The organism is Paraburkholderia sp. BR13444 (assembly GCF_040948755.1).
GTDB classification, from domain to species: Bacteria; Pseudomonadota; Gammaproteobacteria; order Burkholderiales; family Burkholderiaceae; genus Paraburkholderia; species Paraburkholderia youngii.
The window spans coordinates 54,184-74,744 of record NZ_JBFPKM010000013.1 but is presented as its reverse complement, the minus strand read 5'-3'; the positions used below and the strand labels follow the sequence as shown (position 1 = coordinate 74,744).

Sequence of the window (20,561 nt, the reverse complement as noted above, 5' to 3'; positions counted from 1 at the left end):
TGGAGTAGTCATGACCCAACGTAACGTTGACCCGATCACTTTCGCGGTCGTCAAAAACGCGCTCGACACGATCGTCGACGACATGGCCTTCGCCGTGATGCGCACCGCCCGTTCGCCGATCATTCGCGACGTGCTCGATTATTCGGTCACGATGTGCGATGCCAAAGGCCGCATTCTCGCGCAGGCGAAAACGGTGGCACTGCATCTGGGCGCTGTGCCCGATGCGGTGGACGTGATCATCGACAGGTACGCCGCCTCCGTCGAGCCCGGCGACGTCATCATCCTGAACGACCCCTATGAAGGCGGCATGCACCTGCCGGACATCTTCATGTTCAAGCCGATCTTTCATGAAAAACGGCTGCAGGGCTTCTCGGTGGTCATCGCCCACCACTGCGATGTCGGTGGACGCGTGCCCGGTTCCAACGCGGCCGATTCAACCGAGATTTTCCAGGAAGGCATCCGCATTCCGCCGACGAAGCTCTACCAGCGCGGCGAGCCGAACGAGACGCTGATCAACATCATCAAGAAGAACGTGCGTCTGCCTGACCTCGTGCTCGGCGACCTCGACGCGCAGCTCGCCACCTGCAACATCGGTGAGCGCGAACTGCTCCGCATGATCGATCGTTACGGCGAAGAGAACCTGCAAAGCTATTTCGACGAGCTGCTGGACTACGGCGAAAGGCTGACGCGTCAAGCGATCGAGGCATGGCCCGACGGCGTGTACCAGTTCACGGATTACATCGACAACGATGGCTTCTCCGAGGACGCGATCCCCATCAAATGCGCGATCACCGTCGCGGGATCGAAGATCAGCGTCGACTTCGCCGGCTCGTCGCCGCAAGTGCGCGGCGCGATCAACTCAACGCTCTCGTTCGTGAAGTCGGCGACGTATCTCAGCGTGCGCTGCGCGCTCGAAGCCGATGTGCCCAATAACGCAGGCGTTTATCGCTGCATCGAGATCACCGCACCGGAAGGCTCGATCCTCAATCCGCGCATGCCAGCGCCGGTCGCTGCGCGCGCGCTGACGGGTTATCGCGTTGTCGATTGTGTGCTCGGTGCGCTGGCGCAGATCGCACCGAAGAAGGTGATGGCGGCGGGCGAAGGCGGCAATACGGTCATCGCATTGAGCGGCTATGCCAAAGGCTCGAGCGAACCGTTCATCCTGGTCGACATGATCAATGGTGCCTGGGGCGGCCGCTACAACAAGGACGGCATCGAAGGCGTGACCAACCCGTCGCAGAACATGTCGAACATGCCGATCGAGACGCTCGAAGCGCGCTATCCGATCGTGATGGAAGCGTACGGTTTCGCCACGGATTCGGGCGGTGCCGGCGAGTATCGCGGCGGCCTCGGGCTGGTGCGCGAATACCGCATCGAAGCGGAAGAAGTGGTCGCGCAGATCCGCTCGGATCGCGCGAATCATGCGCCCTATGGTCTGTTCGGCGGTGGCTCGGGTGCCTGCTCGGCGAACTATCTGCGCTCGGCTGAAGGCTTGTCGCCGCTGCCCAGCAAGTTTACGCGGACGCTGCACCGGGGCGCGATCATCCGTCACGAACAGGCAGGCGGCGGCGGTTATGGCGATCCGCTGGCACGCGCATTCGAGCGCATCGAAGCGGACCTCGCGAACGGCAAGATCACCCGCCAATACGCGCAGGAGCGTCACAGGGTCGTGTTCGACGGCGATCAGATCGACCGGGCCCGTTCGAACGCGGCACGCAACGCGAAGTAATCAAGAGGAGATGACTCGATGAATCAGAGTTTGAAAGACCGCCTGCACGAACTGGGCATCGCGTTGCCACAATCCGCGCCCAAGCCTGGTGCGAATTTCCTGCCGGTCAAGAAGGTGGGCAACCTCCTGTACGTGTCCGGTCAGGTGCCCGTGCTCGACGGCGTGGATCAGTACGTCGGCAAGCTCGGTAAAAGCGTCTCGATCGAGGACGGTCAGGCCGCCGCGCGACTCTGCGCGGTCAACATGCTGGCGCAGGTGGACCGCGCGGTGGAGGGCGACTTCAATCGTGTCGCGGGATGTGTCCGGCTTGGCGGCTTCGTCAACGCGACGGAAGACTTTAGCGACCATCCGAAGGTAATCAACGGCGCGTCGGATCTGATGGTGGCGGTACTGGGCGACGCTGGCCGGCATACGCGTGCCGCCGTGGGATGCGTCTCACTGCCGAGAGGCGTGGCGGTCGAGCTCGAGGGCATTTTTGAACTCAAGTAAGGCTTGAGCGTGTAGCAACAAACAAAACGATCTATTGAATCCCCTTATCACTAGAGGTTGATCATGTTGAAGATGTCTCGAATCCTTGGTCGCGCTTTGGTCGGCGCAACGGTGTTTGGCGCGCTCGCCGCCAGTTCGGGTGCCTACGCGCAGGACAGTTCCACCTGGCAAAGCGTACGGCAGGCGGGCGTGCTTCGCTGCGGTGTTGCCACCTCGCCTCCGTACACGATGAAGGACCCGAAAACGGGCGCCTATAGCGGCGTGTTTCCGGATCTGTGCCGTCAATTCGCCGAGCAGGTCCTCAAGGTCAAGGTCGAGTATGTGGACACCACCTGGGACAACATCGTCGCGGGACTGCAATCCGAGAAATGGGACCTCTCGCTGGCGCTCAATGACACGCCGGAGCGACGCAAGGCGATTTCATTTTCCGAGCCCGTGCTCGACTACAGCGTGACCTTCACCTACAACAGGAACAACCCGAAGGTGCCTAAGCAGATCCACACGATCGCCGACATCGACAAGCCGGGCACGACGGTCACGGTGATGTCGGGCACAGCGCAGGATAAGGCGATCTCGGCGGTGCTCAAGCAGGCGACCATCATGCGCTTGCCGGGCTTCGATGAGACGCGCCTCGCGTTGATGTCCAAGCGTGCCGATCTGCTCGCCGACGATAACATGACCAACCAGCTGCTGGTCAGCGCGCACCCGGACTGGGCGGAAGCCTTCAAGCCGAACCCTCTGTTGGCCCAGCAAGGCATTGCTTTCGGGATTCGCAAAGATACGCCTGCCGCAGACGTCGCCCTACTGAATCAGTTCATCGAGAAGCAGAAGCAATCCGGTGCCGTGAATCATCTCGTTGATGTGTCGGTGAAAGAAACGGTGGCCGCGTCGAAATAAGCGGCCTGGATTGATGGGGCCGCGGAGATCGCGGCCCCATCAGGTTCAGCCGACGGGTGAGACGTCATTGCTCGGTCGAGCGTTTGAACGAAGTTGCGAGCGCCAGCGTCGCGCTCCGCCGGAGGAGATCCTCATGTCGTTATCTCAGATAAAAGTACAACCGGTGGCAAGCTCGACCGGGCCGGGAACCGTCTCGTCTTTGCCATCGATGTCGGGTGATTTTGTGCAGTTGAGAAACGTGTACAAGTCATACGGCGAAAATCTGGTCGTCATGGACCGCATGAGCCTGAACATGCGCGCCGACGATCGCCTGGTCGTGATCGGCCCCAGCGGGAGCGGCAAGAGTTCGCTGCTTCGCGTGCTGATGGGTCTGGAAGGTGTGCAGGGCGGTGAGATTTCGTTTCAGGGCAAGCCCTATATTCGTGGGGTTGACGTGGGCGGATCGAAACGGATCGACCCGAAGCTGCAAAAACAGATCGGCATGGTGTTTCAGCACTACACGCTGTTTCCGCATCTCTCGGTGCTCGGCAATCTGATCCTCGCGCCGGTCAAGGTGCTGGGGCTTTGCAAGGCGGAGGCGACGGAGCGCGCACGGAAGTATCTGGCTCGGCTCGGACTCGAGAGCAAGCTGCAAGCGTACCCCAGCCAGCTTTCCGGTGGCCAGAAACAACGCGTGGCGATTGCACGAGCGTTGATGCTGGAGCCCAAGCTGATGCTCTTCGACGAAGTGACCTCCGCGCTCGATCCGGAGATGGTCATCGAAGTGCAGAACGTGATGCTGCAACTGGCCGAGCAGAAGATGGCGATGATCATCGTCACGCACGACATGCATTTCGCGCGAGACATCGCGACGCGCGTGGTGTTCTGTGCGAGCGGCAAGGTGGTCGAGGAAGGGGCGCCCGCCGAGATGTTCAAATGCCCGAAGGAAGCTCGCACGCGCGAGTTTCTGGAGAAGGTCCTTCATCTGGATTGAGCGAGGCGGGTCATGGGCTATCAGTTTGATTTCAGTTTTCTGAAGGGAAGCGCGGACGCGCTGTTGCAGGGTCTGAAGGTCACGTTGGAACTGGCGTTGGCTGCCAACGTGATGGGTCTCGTGCTCGGCTTCTTTCTGTGCCTGCTGGTGATGAGCCGCTGGCAGTTCGTACGTTGGCCGGCGCAGCTCTTTATCGAATTCTTCCGCTGCACGCCGGCGTTGCTGCAGATCGTGTGGTTCTTCTATTGCATCCCAATGATGGTCGATTTCTTCATCGACCCTATCGCGATGGGTGTGCTCGCACTCGGGCTGAACCTGACAGCCTTCAACGCGGAGGCCTATCGCGCTGGGGTGCAGGCCGTCCCACGGGAGCATCTCGATGCCTGTGTCGCGTTGGGATTGAAGCCGTGGCAGCGCACCTTCTTCGTGGTTCTGCCTCAGGCGTTGCGCAGCGCGTTGCCCGTGCTGATGACCAACGGCATCGGCACGCTCCAGCAGAGCGCACTGGTCGCCATTGTCGCGGTAGCAGACCTGATGTACGTCGCGAAGAGTCTCGCGACCGAAGCTTACCGACCGCTGGAAACCTACTCGGTCGTCGCGCTCATCTATTTCGCGCTGTCGCTTCCGATCTCGCGTCTGGTTCATGTGATCGAGCGTCGGCAAGACGCCGCCGTACAGCGTTAAGGGGATGGCAATGAATATCGATGTCGGGATCATCGGCTCATACTGGCTCGTGCTTCTGAAGGGCCTTGCCCTCACCGTGGCATTCACGGGGGGCTGCGCAATACTGGGAAGCCTGCTCGGCTTCGTCGTCAGCCTGTTGCGGCTGTCGCCGTCGCGCTGCGTGAAGGCGCCGACGTGGTTGTACGTGGAGCTTTTTCGCGGCACGCCGCTGCTCATACAGCTCTTCTGGATCTTTTTCTGCTTTCCCGTGGTGTTTCGTCTGCCGATCCCGCCGTACCTGTCGGTCATCATCTCGTTGACGCTGTACATGACGGCGATCACCAGTGAGACATTTCGCGGCGCGCTTAAATCGATCTCGGGTGAACAGCATGACGCATGTTTTGCGCTCAGTCTTTCACCTCAGGTCAAGATCATCCACGTGATCTTTCCGCAGGCCTTGCTCCGCGCCATTCCGCCGCTGCTGTCGAACGTGATCAGTCTCTTCAAGGAGAGCGCGCTGATATCGTCTGTCGGCGTCGCCGACCTGATGTACGTGGGGCAGAGCATCTCGAACGCCACGGCACGTCCGCTCGAATTCCTCACCACGGTTGGAATTATTTACTTTCTGGTTGCCTTTCCGTTGACTCGTCTGGTTGGTTTGATCGAGACGAGATTCCTGCGCCGCTTTGCATATTGAGCGCCCAGGGTATTCAATAAAAAAATCCGATTCAATTTGCAGCACGGACACTATCGAAGATGAACTCGCTACCTCGAGAGCATTTCTCCCACCCTTCGGCGGCTCCCGCATCGACTGAGCAGGCGGTTGTGATTGGTGGCGGAATCGTAGGAATCTGCTGCGCGCTCTACCTTCAGCGCGACGGCATTCAGGTCACCCTGATCGATCCGGCGGCCACAGGCGACAGCACGGCCAAATGGAGTTGCGGACAGATTTCGGTCGGCGAGATCATTCCGCTCTCGAAACCGGGCCTTCTGATGAAAGTGCCGGCTTGGCTGATGGATCAGACGGGTCCCCTCGCGCTGCGGCCGAGCGCACTGCCTGGAATCATTCCGTGGCTGCTTCGCTTCATGTCCTGCGCACGGCATTCGAAGATCGACAGCATCGCCCGCTCGATGGCCTCGCTGACGAAGGAGGTGTTCGCGGATTACGCACCGTTGCTCGATGCTTGCGACGACAAGGCGCTCCTCGTTCAGCGGCCCATCATGCAGGTGTTCGACGGACCCGAGGGTGTGGAACGCGAACGCGGTCATATGGAGCTTCGCGAGTCGCTCGGATTCTCTTCGCAGGTGCTCAATGCGTCGGAGATTGGCGATCTCGAGCCGGCGCTCCGCGGCCGATTTTCGCATGGCATCCTGCTGCCGCAGTGGCGCTTCGTGAGCGATACGGAGGGTTTCATCGCGGCGCTGACAGAGAGCTTCGAAAGCCGGGGGGGACGACGGATTCGTTCCACGGCAGTTTCGATCGATGAAGGCGCGGGGCGCGCTACAGGCGTCACGCTTGCAAATGGCGAACGCGTTGGCGCGACGCAGGTGGTGCTCGCTGCGGGCGCTGGCGCTACACGCTTCTTTTCCCAGCTCGGTATCAACGCTCCTCTCGAGGGCGTGGCCGGCTACCAGGCGCTTCTGCCCGAGCCCGGCGTCGATTTCCGGCATTCGGTGATCTATTCCGACGGTGGATTTTGCTTTACGCCGATGCGTCGCGGTTTGCAGATCGGCGGCACGATCGAGTTTTCCGGGCGAAACGCGAAACCGAATTTCAGGCGCGCGGAAATCATCCTCGAGAAGGCGCGTCGGGTTCTGCCGCAACTCAAGACCGACCAGCACGAGTTCGGTGTCGGTTATCGGCCGTTTCTGCCGGATACGAAGCCGATCATCGACCGGTCGCGACGTTTGCCGAATGTGCTGATGGCGATCGGTCATGGGCAACTGGGCTTGACGCTCGGAGCGACGACAGGCCGTCTGATTGCTGATCTGGCCATGGGTCGAACGCCGAAGCAGGATCTGGCGGCGTTCAGTGCGTATCGCTTCTGACGACGGATTTTGATGACCGACGCAACGTCGGATACGAAATACATTTCTAAGGTGAGTCAATCATGCGCTGGAAAAAGACACTTCAACTGGTAGGTGTGCATTGCGAAGGCGAAATCGGAAAAGTCATCACGGGTGGCGTGGTGAACGTCCCCGGCACGACGATGCTCGACAAGATGAATTACCTCAACGAGGTCGACGACAGCCTGCGAAAGCTCGTCGTGCTCGAACCACGCGGTTGCCTGCAGATGTCGGTGAACCTGCTGTTGCCTCCGACGCACCCGGAGGCGCACGCGGGCTTCATCGTGCTTCAGTCCGACAAGGCGCATCCGATGTCGGGAAGCAATTCGATTTGCGTGGTGACGGCTCTGCTAGAGATGGGAATCGTGCCGATGCAGGAGCCGGAAACCACCGTCGTGCTGGACACGCCGGCGGGCCTCGTTACTGCGCGAGCCACCTGCCGTGATGGTCGCTGCGTCGGGGTATCGCTGAACATGGTTCCGGCCTTTGTCGAGCATCTCGATCTGCCGATTGAAACAGCGGAATTTGGCAAGATCAAGGTGGATATCGCCTTCGGCGGCGTGTATTACGCGCTCGTCGACGTGGAGCAGGTCAAACTCGCCATCGCCCCGGAAAATGCGCGTCAGCTGGCGGACCTCGGCGTCAAGTTGCGAAACATCATCAATGAACAGGTGAGGATTCAGCATCCGCTCTATCCGGAGATCAACCAGATTGCTTACGTGATGTTCCGCAACCGCGTGAGTGACGTGGAGTATCAAACCTGCACGACACTGCCGCCAGGGAGAATCGACCGGTCTCCGTGTGGCACGGGCAGTTCCGCGAATCTCGCAACGCTTGCCGCTCGCGGGAAAGTGGACGTGGGAGGAAAGCTCAAGTCGCGCTCGACGATCGGAAGCGAGTTCGGCGTCGAGTTGCTCGGAAAGACCGAGGTGGGCGGCAAGGCTGCGGTGCTGCCTCGCATCAGCGGGCGCGCGTGGATTTACAGCGTCGAGCAGATCGGCGTCGACCCCGACGATCCGCTGGCGGCCGGCTTCATGCTGAGCGATACCTGGGGCGAAGGCTTTCCGAAGAAGTGACGCGTTTTCGACGCCTCCCCTGCAACATCACAGTTAGTGATACGAATGACGAAGGACTTTCATGATTACCGGAAAAACTGGCGTTTTCTTCATGGTGGCGGACCCGATTGAACAGGTGCGTACGCCGGAGATTTTCAACAAGGTATTGCCCCTTTGCGACGAAGATGCGGTCATGGTCCCGCTACAGGTCTCCCCGGAGAATCTCGAAGCGACGGTGCGCTCGCTCTTCAGTTCGCCAACGACGCGAGGCATGGTTCTGTCGATTCCCCACAAGACGGCGGCCGCGTCGATCGTCGACCGTCGCTCGAAGGGTGCGCAGGTTGCGAACGCGGTCAATGCCATTCGACGCAATGCGGCCGGCGAACTTGAAGGAGAGTTGTTCGATGGGCTCGGCTTCGTCAAGTCCATGGAGCGCTATGCGATGGAATACCGCGGCAAGTCGGTGTTCCTGGTTGGCGCGGGCGGTGCGGCAAGCGCTATTGCGGCTGCGCTGTCGGAAGGCGCGGTGTCCTCGATCGGTCTGTACGACCCCGATACCGCCAAGGCACGCCAGTTGGCTCAGTCGATCCAGAAGCAGTACGGCGTACCCGTTTCTGTGCAGCAGAGCAATGATCCCGCCGCGTTTGAAGTCGTGATCAATGCGTCGCCGCTGGGTCTCAAGACGAGCGATCCGCTGCCTGTGCCGACCGATCGCCTCGCACCGAAAGCGCAGGTGTGCGACATCCTGATGAAGAATCAACCCACGCCGCTGCTCAGAGCCGCTATGGATAAGGGAATGGCGGTTCTCCCTGGATTCGACATGTTGATTCTGCAAACCCCGTTGTTTCTCGATTTCTTCGGTGTGCACAAAGCGGCGGACCTGCTTCGCACCGATGATTCCTTCGCGCGAGATATGCTGTTCCCGGTGGAGCTTAGGGATCTGGTCAAACGCGCAGCGTGAATCGCTTAACAAGCAAAAGCCGGTTCTGCATTTGCAGAACCGGCTTTTTTCATGCGCCTCCCTCATCGACGCAAGGGACGCGGCTCAGCGCGCGAATTCGTCGAGGCTGAACCCATGCGCGTAAGGCTGCGAGTCATCCACGTAGTGTTCGCCCCGGCCGGTGATCCAGGCCTGTCCTTCGACACTTGGCAGTACCGCGTCGAGACCGCTGTCAAGCCTGGTGACCGCTTCGACCCGGCCGACGAAAGCGCTCATGATCAGGCTCTGATGAGTGAAGGTCTGCCCCTCGCGCAATAGCCCCCTGGCGAAGCGTTGCGCCACACGCGCGGACGTGCCCGTTCCGCAAGGCGATCGGTCGATCAGCGTCGCGCCGGCAATGACGACCGCACGGCCATCTGCGTCCTCCGCTTGTGGCGCGCCGGTCCACATGCAATGCTTCACGCCGCGAATCGCAGGCTTGTCGGGATGTACGACGTCGATCGTTTGGTTGACCGCTTCCTGCATCTGCCGACCGTACTCCAGCAGTTGCTCGGGCGAGAAATGCTCGCAGCCAGGAAAGTTGGGCTGCACTTCGACGATCGGATAGAAGTTGCCGCCATAAGCAATGTCCACGACGAGTTTCCCGAGTACGGGGTGATTCACCTCGACATCGCGATGGAGCAGGAAGCTCGGCACGTTGGTGAAGCGAACGGCTTTCACGCGGTTGCCGTCCATCTCGTAGCGTGCGGACAGTTGACCGGCTGGCACATCGACGACGACTTTTCCCGGTTGACGCGGCGTGACCAGACCCGTTTCGATGGCGAACGCGATCGAACCGATCGATGCATGGCCGCACATCGGCAGGAAGCCCGACGTTTCAATGAAGAGCAGGCTCATGTCCGCATCGGCTGACATCGGCGGATACAGGATCGTGCCTGACATATGCGCGTGTCCACGCGGCTCCATCATGAGGGCGCGGCGGATCCAGTCATATTCAGCGAGGTAGGCTTCCCGAACGGCGGCCATCGAAGCGCGCTTCAAGATGGGTGCGCCTTTTGTCACCATCCGCACGGGCATGCCTTCAGTGTGGCCTTCGATGCATTCGAAACGATATGTGGTCATGGAGTTTTCCAGAGTGGGCGGGCGACTCGCGCAGTTAAATGATTGCAAAAAAAACCAAAAAAGGCCCCGAACGATATTCGGGGCCTCGTCCAAAGCCATCTTAGGCCTGGCTGGGCTTTTCCCAGAGGTTCAACGACTGGCCAATACCCTTCTGCACGGCATTCTTGTACAGGTCATAGCCCCAGCTGATATCGAATACGGCCATGCCGCAAGCAATAAAGATCACCCGTTCCTTGCTGCTCTCGCGGCCGGGCTTCACGCCATTGACAACGTCGCCCAGACCGGTCGAATCGGCAAGGGAGGGCAGCTTGCCCGCATCGATGAGACGATAGAAGGGACCGCCGATGACGCCGTTGTAGTACGCCTCCTTGTTGCCGGACGCGATTGCATCCTCCACGTAGGCTTCCTGCAACGCGGTGTGATCGAAAACGATCTTGCAGTTGGTGAGGAACGACTCATCCGTGTTGAACGGGCCGGAGACGAGGATCGCGGCGCCTTCCTTGATCCACTCGTCCTTGAAGTAGAGCGGCTTCAGACGCGAGGCCGCGACGGTGATGACGTCAGCACCGCGAAAGCCTTGTTCGGATTCATCGACTCCGATGGCGCTGACGTGATACGTCGCTTCGACCCAACTCGCGAACTCGTTCGCCTTGTCGAGGAACACGTCGAAGCAGACCACTTTTTCGATTCCTTCGAGCTGGGTCATGATCGCGGTGAAACATGCCTTGTTGATCGGACCGCAACCGATCACGGAAGCCGTTTTCGCATCCTTGTTCGCCAGGTATTTCGCCGCCACGCCCGGCACCGCACCCGTTCGCGCCGCGCTCAACAGGTTCGCCGACATCAGCGCGAGCGGCGCGCCGGTGTCCTTGTCGTTGATCATCATCGTGAGGATCGAACGCGGCAGGCCCTTCTGCGCATTCGCGTGATTGGAGCCGTACCACTTGTTGCCACAGACGTCGAAGCGGCCGCCGAGATAACCCGGCATCGCGGCGAAGCGGCGATCCGGTCCTGCCACGGGCATGTTGGGGAACCTCGTCTCTTTCGGGAAAACGATGTTCATGCCGTGGTTGTTGTGATTGGCGCCGCCCATCAGATAGTCGCCTTTGCCCAGCAGGCTGAAGGTCTCTTCGCACACGGAAACACAACGTGCAGCGTCGAGAACACCGGCGGCGATCATGTCGGGTTCGGAGAGGTACAGGAAGTCAATCTTGGGGTACATGGACATACCTTTTGGCAAAAGAGGTGGTTCGTCTGAAACGTGTCAGCGAGGCGGTCAGAAGCGCAGAAGCGGCGCGATGTCATACAGACGGCATGCGGGACTTCGCCCGTTGGCGCGCATGAGGAAGTTGAGCTTTTCGATGCGTTCGCCTGAGCGCGGCGCACCGTTTTTCTGGAAAGGAACCTCGAGCCCGACGGAGAAATCCATCACGACGTCGTCCACAACGCCGCCCGAGCGGCCCGAGGGCACGGCGATCATTCCGTGTGCTTGCGCGAATCGATACGCATCCATCGCCTCGGTGATCGTGCCGACCTGATTGGGCTTGAGCACGAAGCCATCAACCGCATGCGTGTCATGTGCCTTGCGCAGCAGTTCGAGGTTCGTCACCGTGAGATCGTCGCCCAGCACGATGGTGCGTTTGAGTTCGCGCACGGCCTTGGCATAGCCGGGCCAGTCGTTCTCATCGAGCAGGTCTTCGATGAAGACGAGATTGAAGCGTTCCGTCAGATACTTCGCGTAGGCGATCAGTTCGTCAGAGGAGACGTGTTCGCCCTTGAGGAGATAGCGGCCGGTTTGCTTGTCGTACATCTCGCTCGACGCGCAGTCCAGCGCGAATGCAATACGGTTGCTGTATCCGCATTCGTCGATGGCCTTCTGCATGAGCGTCAGGATCATCTCCGGATCTTCGGACGGCGCGGCGTACCCGTAGGAGCTTGCCACTTGCGGCTTGTGCCCGAGATAGGTCGTCAGCACATCCGCCAGTTTCTGAAACACCGCCACTGCCATTTCGATCGCGAAGTCGATGCTGTCGGTGCCGTAGGGCACGATCAGGAATTCGTTGAACGACTGCGTAAAGCCTTCGTACCGCCCACCGTTGACAACGTTGAAGCAGGGCACCGGAACGGTTTTGATGTCGCGGCCGGCAATGTGCTCGTAAAGTGGAACGGCCAGTGCATCGGCCGCGGCACGAAACGCCGCGATGGAGACAGAATAGATCGTATTGCCGCCCAGACGGTGCTTGTCCGGTGTTCCATCGAGCGCGATCATCTTGTCGTCGATGGCGCGTTGATCGAACACGTTCATGCCGATCAATTCCGGACCGATTATTTTCACCGCGTTTGCCACGGCTTTGTGCACGCTGAGGCCGTTATACTTCGACGGATCGCTGTCTCGAAGGACGAACGACTCGTGCATGCCGACTGATGTACCGGTAGGCGCCGCGCCGCGTCCGATCGCGCCACTTTCGGTTCGAATCTCTACCTCGACAGCGGGACGGCATTTGCAGTCGATGATCTGTTGGGCGCGAACGGAGGTGATCTTGTCTTCCATTACTTGTTTTCCTTCGGTGCAGGAACGTACAGGATGTTCAAATCACAGAGATTGGTTCCCGTGTTGCCTGTAAAGATGGCGGAGTCAATGGAGGAGAGCGCTTCGTAACAGCTATGCTCGCGCAATGCCTGATAAAGACTGATTTCCTTCGCGGCAGCGGCTTTGAAACTGGTCGAATCCGTGATTCCGCCAGCGACCTTCGCGGTGCCGTCCGTCCCTTCGCTATCGATGGAGAGGAGACACGCGCCTTGGGTCTTTTCCGCAGTGATGGCGAAACTGACGGTCATCTCCTGACCTGGGCCGCCATGACCTTTGATCACGCTGTTGTCATCGATCAGCGTCGTCACTTCGCCCGAGCTCAGCAGTACGCAGGGTGCTTTGATGGGCCTGCCATAGACCTGCACCTCTCTCGCTATCGACGCGAGGAAAGTGCCCGCATCTCGGCTTTCGCCCTCGAGAAACGAGGTCACGATCATCGCCGGGATGCCCATTTCTTCGCAGATTTCCTTCGCGTAGATACAGGAATCCGGGAGCGTGTTGAGCAGGAAGTAGGTATTGTCGGGGAATGCCTTGGGCGTCTCGGCTTCTGGACCGGCGTGCATCAGATAGTCGACGACGCTCTTCGGCAGACGGTCCGCTACATTGCGGTTGACGATCGTCGCCCGAGCGTCGTCGAGCGTTGTCATGTCAGGGCCGATCGGCGTGCTCTTGTAGGCCGCGTAGGGCACCGCGATGTCGCCCGTGGCAGGAGAGCCCACCGCGTCGCTGATGCCGAACCCGATCAACTCGGCGCCGACTGCCTGAATGCGCTTCGCCAGCATGCCGCCGTTCAGTGCCGAGATGTGCCGGCGTACCGCATTGATTTCGTAGATGCCGGCGCCTGACTTGAGCAGCACATCGGTCGTGTCGATTTCATCCTGCAGCGTGATCCCATCGATCGGACACGACATGAGTGCAGAACTGCCGCCGCTGATGACCGCAATGAACAGATCGCCCGGCCCTGCCTGATCGACGAGATCGATGATCTTTCGCGACGCGCGATGACCCTCTTCGTTGGGCAGCGGATGGCCACCCACAAACACTTCCGTTCTGTTGAAGCGGTCCGATTCCTCGTGGATCTTCACGATGGCGATGCCGTACGTCAGGCGATCGCCGAGCACGTGATCGACCGCCATCGCCATGTGATTGCAGGCCTTGCCGGCGCCGATCAGATACACATTGCGCTTCTTCGACAGATCCCACGAGCGCGTGCCAATGTGCAGCACGTCGCCGTCGAGACGCATGATGCTTTGAATGCGTCGATAGCTATCCAGACGCTCGAGCGTACGATCCGCAATGTCGAGCACGATTCGGCGCGAATCAATATCGCCGTGCGAAAGAAGCTGTGCGGCGTTACGTATTTTCTTCATACGGGTATCTCTTGGGAATTGCGATCTCGCCAAATTCGTGTGGCGATAACGTAAAAGCAATTTAGATAAATACCCTGCACAGATACATGTACACTTGGATGGACACGCGGATCGCTGTATATGCGCCGCGACCTGTACACATCGTGTTATTCGGTCGAGTTTTTGAATGAAGCCATTTCTGTCGTTGGATGCCGGTGCTGAGACCTCCCTCACCATGCAAATCGTGGCGGGTATCGTCCAGGAGGTCGAAGAGAAGCGCTGGAGACCCGGCGCGCGCGTGCCAAGCATTCGCGCGTTCGCGGGCGCACACGGCGTTTCGACCTTTACGGTGGTGGAGGCCTACGACCGCCTGGTCGCGCAAGGGGTCCTGGTCGCCCGACGCGGGTCGGGCTTTTACGTATCAGACAGACGTTCCGGCTCTCCACAGAAGACGGTGGAAAAGCTCGACGAGAAAGTCACCAATGGATGGCTGGTGCGAAATTTTCTCGGCACCAACGAAGGGGCGATTCACGCGGGCGCGGGATGGCTGCCGGAAACGTGGTTCGACAACGAAGCGATCGCGCGTTCGCTAAGGCAGCTCGCGTCGCATCCTGAGCATCTTCTGGGTTACGGGCATGCGCGAGGTTTCGATCGGCTGCGCGAACAGATCGTCAGGCAGTTGGCCGAGTACGGAATAGAAACCGACGTCGATGGCGTGATGACCACGCTGGGTGCGAATCAGGCGCTAGATCTGGTGATCCGGCAGTGCACACAGCCGGGCGATGTCGTGATGGTGGACGAGCCTTGCTACAGCGATCTTCTGGTCGCCCTGCGTATGCGGGATGTTGAAACCATCGGCATACCGATGACTCCCGCCGGGCCGGACGTCACTGCGATCGAAGCGGCGCTCGCCACCCATCGCCCGAAACTTTACTTCACCAATAGCCGTCTGCATAACCCGACTGGCGCAAGCTACAACTCCGCGACCGCGCACAAGGTGCTGAAAGCGACCGAACGCTACGATTGCCTGATCGTGGAGGACGATGTGTCCGCTGATCTCGTGCAAGGCGGACAGTTCACGCTCGCGTCGCTGGATCAGTTGAAGAATGTCATTTACGTCGGCAGTTTCTCCAAGACGATAGGCGCGGGCCTGCGGGTGGGCTTTGTCGTCGCTGACCCTGCTGTTCTCGAGGGCCTGCTTTATCAGAAGCTGGTGTCAGGCATGTCGACTCCGACTGTCACTGAGCGGCTGGTTAGCGGGGTCTTGTCCGAAGGGCATTACCGGAAGCAGACCGAACAGTTGCGAGATCGTCTTGCTGCCGCGCAGGAAAAGACTTGCCGGAGGCTCGAGGCTAGCGGCTTCGAGGTCTTTTGCGAGCCTCGGGCTGGAATGTTCGTTTGGGCGAAGGCGGCTGGAATCGACCGTGATTCGTCGCAATTGGCCGAGTCGGCCCTGAAAGAACGGATTCTGCTGGCGCCCGGACATCTCTTCTTTGCGGGCCGCGTCAAGACCGGATGGCTCCGGTTCAACGTCGCGCATTGCAATTTCGATCGTTTATTCAACTTTCTCGCCGAATCCATCGGTCGTTGAGGCCTTCGATATCCAGTCTTTCCAACTGTGCAGCCGCGCGCACCTCTACAGGTATCGCGACGTGTACATGTCGCCCGCTATTTCGGCGGGCGAGCATGCGGTGAACGCACGACGCTAATGCACGCGCTCCATGCGCGGCTGGCAGATCACATGGAGAGAAACCGCATGAGTCACGACCTTTCACGGTTCGCGATCAATCAGATAACCACGCCCAGGTGGACCATGCCTGAAGCACTCGACGGCTACAAGCGTCAGGGCGTCAGCGGCATTGCGGTCTGGAGACAGTTCCTCGACGATTATGGCGTGGCGCGCACGCGCAAGCATCTCGACGAACTGGAGATGTGGGTGCCGTCGCTGTGCACGAGCGAGTGGCTCAACGTAAGCGTCGACAAGAGCATGGCTGAGGCGATCGACACGAATCGACGCCTGCTCGACGCAGCCGCGGAGATCGGCGCGGGCTGCCTGATGATGGTCGTTGGCGGCATGCCGCCGGATAGCAAGGACATTCAGGGCCAACGTGCGCGTGTGCGCGATGCGCTGTTCGCGCTGCTGCCGCATGCGCGAGAAGTCGGCGTAAAGCTGGGCCTGGAGCCGCTGCATCCGATGTATGCGGGAGACCGCAGTGTCCTCAATTCGATCAAAGTCGCCAACGATCTGTGCGATGAACTCGGGGAGGGCGCGGGTCTCGTTCCCGATGTCTACCACTGTTGGTGGGACCCAGTATTCGAAGCGGAGCTTCGGCGCGCGGGTCCGGAGCGCATCGTCAGCTTTCACTACTGCGACTGGCTCGTGCCGACGCGGAATCTGCGTGACCGCGGGATGGTTGGCGACGGCGTCATCGATATTCCACGCATCAAAGGATGGCTGGACGATATCGGCTATGCGGGGCCATTCGAGCTGGAAATTTTCTCCGAGCTGGATTGGTGGGAACGTCCTCCCGAAGAGACTGTCCGCGTGGCTATCGATCGCTGCGGGCCTCATGTCGGCACGGCTTCGTTCAATCAGGCGTAAGCACGCTCCGCTTTAATTTCAGGGAAGACCATGAATCGCTTATCCATCGGGAAAGGCGTGTGCGATGACGCGTGCGCGGAAAACGCCGGCGAGCCCAAAGCCGCGCATAAGGAAGACGTCGAGAATATGGTGCGAAAAGGCTTGGGCGTGGCCCTGCTGCCTCATCACCCTGCCATGCACTATGACTGGATGGATCATCACTCGATATTCGAAACGAGCGAATGGTAGTCGTGACACCGCAAACATCAGCGTCGAAGTCCACATTCATTTTCATCGGCGGATTCCATGTCGACCGGCCCCACGATTCCCGCTGATCGCCTTCCGGCGATTGGAGCGCAGAGTATTGACGCGCTGTATGGCAGAGTAACCGCGCGTCTGCTGACACTGTTCTTCTTGTGTTTTCTCGCTGCGTACCTCGATCGCGTCAACATCGGACTAGCAAAGCTGCAGATGCTCGATGCGCTCGGTTTCAGCGACCGCGTATATGGTCTCGGCGCCGGACTCTTCTTCGTCGGATACGTCGCCTTCGAGATACCGAGTAATCTGGTACTCGAGAAAGTAGGCGCCAAGGTCTGGATCGCGCGCGTGATGATCACATGGGGTGTGTTATCCGGTGCGACGCTGCTCGTCAAGACTCCGCTGCAATTCTATATTGCGCGATTCCTGCTCGGCGCTGCCGAAGCCGGGTTCGTGCCGGGCGTGCTGCTTTATCTGTCGCAATGGTTTCCCTATGAACGGCGCGCGCGGATCGTCGCGTTGTTCATGATCGGCATTCCCATCGCGAGCCTTGTCGGCAACCCGGTATCCGGCTGGCTGATGAACGTGATGGACGGTGTGCGTGGCTTCGGCGGATGGCAGTGGCTGCTTCTGATCGAAGCGCTGCCGGCGCTCATGCTAGGCGTCTTCGTGTTGCGGTGGCTGCCCAATAGCATCGAAAAGACAACATGGCTCTCGATCGAGGAGAAGCGAATCCTGCTCGATAACCTCGACAGTCATCCGCATATCGAGAAGATCTCGTCGCTCAAACATGTGTTCATCGACAGGAGACTGTGGATTTTGGGTCTCATCGACGCCTGCATCATGATCGGCGTATATGCGACGAGTTTCTGGCTGCCGTCGATCCTGCGCGACACGGGCCTGCGCGATCCGTTCGTGATCGGACTCTGGATGGTGCCGCCGAACGCGGCCGCCGTGTTGAGCATGCTGTGGTGCGGCCGCAGTTCTGACCGCGCGCGCGAACGCCGCTGGCACATGGCAGTGCCCTGTCTGGTTGCGGGCTGCGGTCTGTTCGCGATCGCGCTCACGCCTCACACCACGCTCACCACCGTCGTGCTTTTCTCGCTCATTAACGCGGGCGCGGCGGCGACGATTCCGGTCATCTGGACGCTTCCACCCACCTTTCTTAAAGGAACCGGCGCTGCCGCAGGTATCGCGATGATCACATCGCTTGCCAATCTGGGCGGCTTTATCGGCACGTATCTGTTGGGCTGGTTGAACGATGAATTTCATTCCCAGCGAGTCGGAATGGTTGGGTTCGGCATGTGCATGCTGCTGGGGTGCGCACTGGCACTTGCCTACCCAAAAACGGACGACGGCCGGAGGCAGGCACGACGTGCCGGGTAATGGCCAATCTGATAGGTCGCGCCGAACGCTGGCCGCTGACCACTAACGCAGTGAGCAATACATCGCCTGGAAGGTTGGAAGCGCGGCAAGCGAAGGAAGGTCCAATCGACGGGATTTTCCTGAAGGATTGAATGCACTGCCATCAGGCCGATGCGAAACAGCAGTAAAAAAACTACCTTGGAGATCTGAATGCATAGATGCAGGCTGGCGCTGGCTTCGAGCCTCGCTTTGTTATCCTTTCCCGTCTTTGCTCAAAGCTCGGTCACACTGTATGGTGTTATCGACGAAGGCCTCGACTTCACGAACAACGCCCAGGGAAGCCAGGTGTACAGAATGCAAAGTGGCGATGTGCAGGGAAGCCGCTGGGGCCTGAAAGGAACGGAAGATCTGGGGGGCGGACTCAAAGCAGTGTTCCAGATTGAAAGCGGCTTCGATGTCAATAACGGCAAGCTAGGCCAGGGAGGCCTCGCTTTCGGACGGCAGGCCTACGTTGGGCTCTCGAATGGTCAATACGGTACGGTTACATTAGGGCGGCAGTACGACTCGGTCGTCGACTACCTGGCGCAAACCACCGTCAACGGAAATTGGGGCGGATACCTTTTCTCCCATCCGTACGATAACGACAATACCGACAATACCTTCCGCGTCAACAACACCGTCAAGTACACCAGCCCATCGTTCGCTGGCTTCCAGTTTGGTGGAACGTACAGCTTCAGCAACGACACGAACTTCGCCAACAATCGACAGTACAGTGCAGGCGCGCAATACACCGTTGGAGGGTTGCTGCTCGCGGCGGCGTACCTGCAGGCCAACAATCCGTCCGCAACGTCATATGGTGCCATCAACAACGGCGGCGATGAAAACTTCGTCGCCAAACGTCTGCAAATTTTCGGGGCGGGCGTGAATTATGTGTTTGGCTCGACAACCGTCGGTTTCGCCTACACCAACACCTATCTTACGCAGCCACTCAGTTCCGCTTATGTTGGCCCGATCACGCCTGCTGGCGGTGCGACGTTGTCATCACTTCGCTTCAACAACTTTGAGGTCAACGCAAAGTACCAGTTCACACCGGCCTTCTATGTGGGCGGAATGTACACCTACACGCACGTGAGCTTCGATGCGACGAGCGGAAAATCGCACCCGGTTTTCCATCAGGCGGGACTCATGGCGGACTACAACCTGTCAAAGCGGACGGACGTCTACGTTCAAGGGGCCTATCAGCACGCAGGAGGTGACAAGACCGGCTCAGTACTGGACTTCGCCTATGTGCCCGGCGCCGCCGACGTATCCTCGACATCCAATCAAATTGTGGCCAGGGTCGGAATCCGGCACAAGTTCTAAGGCGGTGTTCGTCTGAGACGTGTGAGTGCGTCTCGGACGAAGAGCCTTTGACGAAGCTCGGTAACGTGAGCCTGGATCGACAGTGGGACCGTCGTTGGTTCAATACAGCAAAATGGTTATTACGACAGGATCTGGAATCAATCGAGCTACGACACCGTCGACTGATAGTTGGACTCGAAGCGAGTAAGTTCAATTGGTGGGGGAAACGACATGGAACGCAGCGAGGGTATGAAAGATAGCGAGGCATTTTGCCGGGAGGCAGGGAGGCAGGTTAACACCTGCGCTTCGGGATCATTGCAATTGTTGAGCCCGGTCATGTCGGCATCACCCCTCGCATTTGCTATAAGTGCTCATTTTGAGCCTCGATCCACGCCAGCCGGAAAACCGGAAGGGCCGCAATCGATGGGTTTGCCAGGACGGAGGGCATTGCAAAGGTCGCTGACTCATCGTGCGCATCGTCTCTGTCTCGAGTTGACGGTAATCCTCAGGCATACCGCGAGCAGCTACTTAAGTCGGTATAGTTGTTGAATTAAGCCATGCACGTCGTTAACGACAGCTATCGCCGCAGAAAGAAGCATGTTTTAGGGGGCCAGCTATAGCCGTTGCGACCCATCCGGCAAGTTCGATTTAGGCGGTGCGCACATTCAAGATACTCCGCGGCCAGCCCGATATCGAAGGGCGCGCAGTTTGCCTGCGGATTAGAGTGGTTCTGCGTCTTGGATGCGGTAGAGTAGATACCTCTACGCGGCGTCCTGGCACGTCATCAGGTCACACGCTCGACGGAACTGGCCGAACTCGGAAGTCCGTCCAAAGGACGCCGGATTATCCCATTCATTGGCTTCCCAGAATGACCCGAGCAGTCCTCGTCAAGCGCTCGAGAGGAGTGCGAATTGACGAACGGAACGCCTTGCGCTTGCGTGAGGCGCTGCCTGCAACGCCGGATTCACAATACCGCGTCACCAGTCGTTCGACTGACGCACAGCGAGGTCCAGACGTTCCGCGACGCGGCCGGGCTTGAGTCCCATCTCGACGATCGCCTGAATGACATTGAGTCGGTCCAGTTCTCGCATCGTCATCGTGATCGTCCCATTCGCGTTCATCGCCGGCTCCCTAAACGGGTG

Annotated in this window: 17 protein-coding genes and 1 pseudogene; 13 read left to right on the top strand and 5 right to left on the bottom strand. The window is 59.3% G+C overall.

What is annotated here, in order from left to right:
* Nucleotides 1–10: 10 nt before the first annotated feature.
* The 9 genes from AB3X95_RS29345 to AB3X95_RS29305 all read left to right on the top strand — a co-directional run bounded on the left by AB3X95_RS29345 (nt 11) and on the right by AB3X95_RS29305 (nt 8,834).
* Nucleotides 11–1,729 (top strand): hydantoinase B/oxoprolinase family protein, encoded by a 1,719-nt coding sequence (locus AB3X95_RS29345; protein ID WP_368593293.1) that lies wholly within the window; start codon nt 11–13, stop codon nt 1,727–1,729.
* 18 nt (nt 1,730–1,747) lie between these two features.
* Nucleotides 1,748–2,218, top strand: coding sequence for a RidA family protein (locus tag AB3X95_RS29340; protein WP_368593294.1), 471 nt, complete (start codon nt 1,748–1,750; stop codon nt 2,216–2,218).
* 63 nt (nt 2,219–2,281) lie between these two features.
* On the top strand, nt 2,282–3,115 hold the full coding sequence (locus AB3X95_RS29335; protein ID WP_368623243.1) for a substrate-binding periplasmic protein: 834 nt from the start codon (nt 2,282–2,284) through the stop codon (nt 3,113–3,115).
* A 133-nt stretch (nt 3,116–3,248) separates the two neighbouring features.
* Nucleotides 3,249–4,088: an amino acid ABC transporter ATP-binding protein gene (locus AB3X95_RS29330; RefSeq protein ID WP_368593296.1), complete on the top strand. Its 840-nt coding sequence runs from the start codon at nt 3,249–3,251 to the stop codon at nt 4,086–4,088.
* 12 nt (nt 4,089–4,100) lie between these two features.
* The gene (locus AB3X95_RS29325) at nt 4,101–4,772 is read left to right on the top strand and encodes an amino acid ABC transporter permease (RefSeq protein ID WP_368593297.1); all 672 of its coding nucleotides are present in this window, start codon (nt 4,101–4,103) and stop codon (nt 4,770–4,772) included.
* A 10-nt stretch (nt 4,773–4,782) separates the two neighbouring features.
* Nucleotides 4,783–5,448, top strand: a complete 666-nt coding sequence (locus AB3X95_RS29320; protein ID WP_368593298.1) for an amino acid ABC transporter permease — start codon at nt 4,783–4,785, stop codon at nt 5,446–5,448.
* Between the two features lie 59 nt (nt 5,449–5,507).
* A complete protein-coding gene (locus AB3X95_RS29315) occupies nt 5,508–6,800 on the top strand; it encodes an NAD(P)/FAD-dependent oxidoreductase (protein WP_368593299.1) in 1,293 nt (430 codons plus the stop codon).
* Nucleotides 6,801–6,862: 62 nt separating this feature from the next.
* The gene (locus tag AB3X95_RS29310) at nt 6,863–7,894 is read left to right on the top strand and encodes a proline racemase family protein (RefSeq protein ID WP_368593300.1); all 1,032 of its coding nucleotides are present in this window, start codon (nt 6,863–6,865) and stop codon (nt 7,892–7,894) included.
* A gap of 61 nt (nt 7,895–7,955) precedes the next feature.
* Nucleotides 7,956–8,834 (top strand): shikimate dehydrogenase, encoded by an 879-nt coding sequence (locus tag AB3X95_RS29305; protein WP_368593301.1) that lies wholly within the window; start codon nt 7,956–7,958, stop codon nt 8,832–8,834.
* 84 nt (nt 8,835–8,918) lie between these two features.
* Here the strand turns inward: AB3X95_RS29305 and AB3X95_RS29300 are convergent, their stop codons facing one another.
* From AB3X95_RS29300 to AB3X95_RS29285, 4 genes are read right to left on the bottom strand one after another with little or no spacing between them, the layout of a single operon-like run.
* Nucleotides 8,919–10,034 carry a 4-hydroxyproline epimerase gene (locus tag AB3X95_RS29300; RefSeq protein ID WP_368623235.1) on the bottom strand — a complete coding sequence of 372 codons (1,116 nt, stop codon included), beginning with the start codon at nt 10,032–10,034 and terminating at the stop codon, nt 8,919–8,921.
* 1 nt (nt 10,035) lies between these two features.
* Nucleotides 10,036–11,157, bottom strand: a complete 1,122-nt coding sequence (locus tag AB3X95_RS29295) for a tyramine oxidase subunit B (protein ID WP_368593643.1) — start codon at nt 11,155–11,157, stop codon at nt 10,036–10,038.
* 54 nt (nt 11,158–11,211) lie between these two features.
* Nucleotides 11,212–12,486 carry an enolase C-terminal domain-like protein gene (locus tag AB3X95_RS29290; RefSeq protein WP_368593642.1) on the bottom strand — a complete coding sequence of 425 codons (1,275 nt, stop codon included), beginning with the start codon at nt 12,484–12,486 and terminating at the stop codon, nt 11,212–11,214.
* Nucleotides 12,486–14,111 (bottom strand): glycerate kinase, encoded by a 1,626-nt coding sequence (locus AB3X95_RS29285; protein ID WP_368593641.1) that lies wholly within the window; start codon nt 14,109–14,111, stop codon nt 12,486–12,488. The genes AB3X95_RS29290 and AB3X95_RS29285 overlap by 1 nt, the downstream gene beginning before the upstream one ends.
* Between AB3X95_RS29285 and AB3X95_RS29280 the strand changes: the two genes are divergently transcribed.
* The 4 genes from AB3X95_RS29280 (at nt 14,062) to AB3X95_RS29265 (ending at nt 19,440) form a co-directional block, all read left to right on the top strand.
* The gene (locus AB3X95_RS29280) at nt 14,062–15,465 is read left to right on the top strand and encodes a PLP-dependent aminotransferase family protein (RefSeq protein WP_368593640.1); all 1,404 of its coding nucleotides are present in this window, start codon (nt 14,062–14,064) and stop codon (nt 15,463–15,465) included. The two genes, AB3X95_RS29285 and AB3X95_RS29280, sit on opposite strands and share 50 nt — an antisense overlap.
* 165 nt (nt 15,466–15,630) lie before the next feature.
* Nucleotides 15,631–16,476: a sugar phosphate isomerase/epimerase family protein gene (locus AB3X95_RS29275; protein ID WP_368593639.1), complete on the top strand. Its 846-nt coding sequence runs from the start codon at nt 15,631–15,633 to the stop codon at nt 16,474–16,476.
* 285 nt (nt 16,477–16,761) lie between these two features.
* Nucleotides 16,762–18,099 carry an MFS transporter gene (locus AB3X95_RS29270; protein ID WP_368593637.1) on the top strand — a complete coding sequence of 446 codons (1,338 nt, stop codon included), beginning with the start codon at nt 16,762–16,764 and terminating at the stop codon, nt 18,097–18,099.
* A 189-nt stretch (nt 18,100–18,288) separates the two neighbouring features.
* The gene (locus AB3X95_RS29265) at nt 18,289–19,440 is read left to right on the top strand and encodes a porin (RefSeq protein WP_368593636.1); all 1,152 of its coding nucleotides are present in this window, start codon (nt 18,289–18,291) and stop codon (nt 19,438–19,440) included.
* Between the two features lie 918 nt (nt 19,441–20,358).
* On the opposite strand, the pseudogene AB3X95_RS29260 reads toward AB3X95_RS29265, so the two are convergent.
* A pseudogene (locus AB3X95_RS29260) lies at nt 20,359–20,540 on the bottom strand (helix-turn-helix domain-containing protein); the annotation flags it as partial.
* Nucleotides 20,541–20,561: the final 21 nt, after the last annotated feature.

Excerpts from the sequence above, each read along its gene's own strand:
- AB3X95_RS29345 (WP_368593293.1), top strand. The coding sequence starts at position 11 with ATGACCCAACGTAACGTTGACCCGATCACTTTCGCGGTCGTCAAAAAC.
- AB3X95_RS29340 (WP_368593294.1), top strand. The coding sequence starts at position 1,748 with ATGAATCAGAGTTTGAAAGACCGCCTGCACGAACTGGGCATCGCGTTG.
- AB3X95_RS29335 (WP_368623243.1), top strand. The coding sequence starts at position 2,282 with ATGTTGAAGATGTCTCGAATCCTTGGTCGCGCTTTGGTCGGCGCAACG.
- AB3X95_RS29330 (WP_368593296.1), top strand. The coding sequence starts at position 3,249 with ATGTCGTTATCTCAGATAAAAGTACAACCGGTGGCAAGCTCGACCGGG.
- AB3X95_RS29325 (WP_368593297.1), top strand. The coding sequence starts at position 4,101 with ATGGGCTATCAGTTTGATTTCAGTTTTCTGAAGGGAAGCGCGGACGCG.
- AB3X95_RS29320 (WP_368593298.1), top strand. The coding sequence starts at position 4,783 with ATGAATATCGATGTCGGGATCATCGGCTCATACTGGCTCGTGCTTCTG.
- AB3X95_RS29315 (WP_368593299.1), top strand. The coding sequence starts at position 5,508 with ATGAACTCGCTACCTCGAGAGCATTTCTCCCACCCTTCGGCGGCTCCC.
- AB3X95_RS29310 (WP_368593300.1), top strand. The coding sequence starts at position 6,863 with ATGCGCTGGAAAAAGACACTTCAACTGGTAGGTGTGCATTGCGAAGGC.
- AB3X95_RS29305 (WP_368593301.1), top strand. The coding sequence starts at position 7,956 with ATGATTACCGGAAAAACTGGCGTTTTCTTCATGGTGGCGGACCCGATT.
- AB3X95_RS29300 (WP_368623235.1), bottom strand. The coding sequence starts at position 10,034 with ATGGCTTTGGACGAGGCCCCGAATATCGTTCGGGGCCTTTTTTGGTTT.
- AB3X95_RS29295 (WP_368593643.1), bottom strand. The coding sequence starts at position 11,157 with ATGTACCCCAAGATTGACTTCCTGTACCTCTCCGAACCCGACATGATC.
- AB3X95_RS29290 (WP_368593642.1), bottom strand. The coding sequence starts at position 12,486 with ATGGAAGACAAGATCACCTCCGTTCGCGCCCAACAGATCATCGACTGC.
- AB3X95_RS29280 (WP_368593640.1), top strand. The coding sequence starts at position 14,062 with ATGAAGCCATTTCTGTCGTTGGATGCCGGTGCTGAGACCTCCCTCACC.
- AB3X95_RS29285 (WP_368593641.1), bottom strand. The coding sequence starts at position 14,111 with ATGGTGAGGGAGGTCTCAGCACCGGCATCCAACGACAGAAATGGCTTC.
- AB3X95_RS29275 (WP_368593639.1), top strand. The coding sequence starts at position 15,631 with ATGAGTCACGACCTTTCACGGTTCGCGATCAATCAGATAACCACGCCC.
- AB3X95_RS29270 (WP_368593637.1), top strand. The coding sequence starts at position 16,762 with ATGTCGACCGGCCCCACGATTCCCGCTGATCGCCTTCCGGCGATTGGA.
- AB3X95_RS29265 (WP_368593636.1), top strand. The coding sequence starts at position 18,289 with ATGCATAGATGCAGGCTGGCGCTGGCTTCGAGCCTCGCTTTGTTATCC.